Here is a 971-nt window from a genome sequence, read left to right on the forward strand (position 1 = left end):
ATCGCTCGACCATTGGGTTGGCGGCTCACGGTCAAGAACCCCGCATGATCAAGATCGCCTTCATGCGCCCATTCCAGGTTCACGGCTTTCTTTCAGCCTCCGCCATCACCGCTACGGTGCGACCGATTGCATCACACGGCGGTCACGCGCCAGATGACGTCTCCCACATCGTCGGCCATCAGCAGCGATCTGCCGTCCGGGCCGATCGCCACGCCGACGGGACGCCCATAGGCAAGTTTCTCGTCCTCGGACAGGAAACCGGACAGGAAATCGCGAGCCGGTCCGTTCGGCGCGCCATTGTCGAAGGGGACGAAGATCAGCTTGTAGCCGCTCAGCGTCGAGCGATTCCACGATCCGTGCTGGCCGATCACCATGCCCTCGCCGAACCCCGGCAAGGTGCCGCCCGGCATCCAGCAGAGGCCGAGCGATGCCGTGTGGCCACCGAGAGCATAATCCGGCTGGATGGCACGGGCGACGAGGTCCGGAGCCTGCGTGACACGATCGTCCACGGTCCTGCCCCAGTAGCAATAGGGCCAGCCGTAAAACCCACCCTCTTCGACGGACGTAAGGTAGTCGGGCGGCGTTTCGTCCCCAAGCCCGTCGCGCTCGTTGACGACGGTCCAGAGCTTTCCCGTGACCGGCTCGAAGGCCATGCCGACCGGGTTTCGCAGCCCGGAGGCAAAAATCCGCGCCTTTCCGGTGGAAACGTCCAGTTCCCAGATCGCCGCGCGACCCTCTTCCGCCGCCATCCCCTTGTCGCCGATGTTGGAAAGCGATCCGACGCCAGCGTAGATCTTCGCCCGATCCGGCGAGACGATCAGGCTGCGGGTCCAGTGCCCGTGCGGCTTGAAGTCGACGAGCTTTTCACCACCGCCTCTGAGGCTCGTATCGCCTGGCCGGTAGTCGAAACACCGAATGCCGTCCGTGTTCCCGAGGTAGAACCGGTCGCCGACCAGCGCCATGCCGAAGGG

General features: G+C 64.6%; 1 protein-coding gene. It reads right to left on the minus strand.

Annotation, left to right across the window (positions count from 1 at the left end; translation table 11 throughout):
- Positions 1-131 precede the first annotated feature (131 nt).
- Positions 132-971: PQQ-dependent sugar dehydrogenase (locus GTW51_RS23335; RefSeq protein WP_163046405.1), on the minus strand; the 840-nt coding region annotated here is incomplete at its 5' end.

The sequence above is a fragment of the Aurantimonas aggregata genome, from assembly GCF_010500835.1.
Lineage (GTDB): Bacteria > Pseudomonadota > Alphaproteobacteria > Rhizobiales > Rhizobiaceae > Aurantimonas > Aurantimonas aggregata.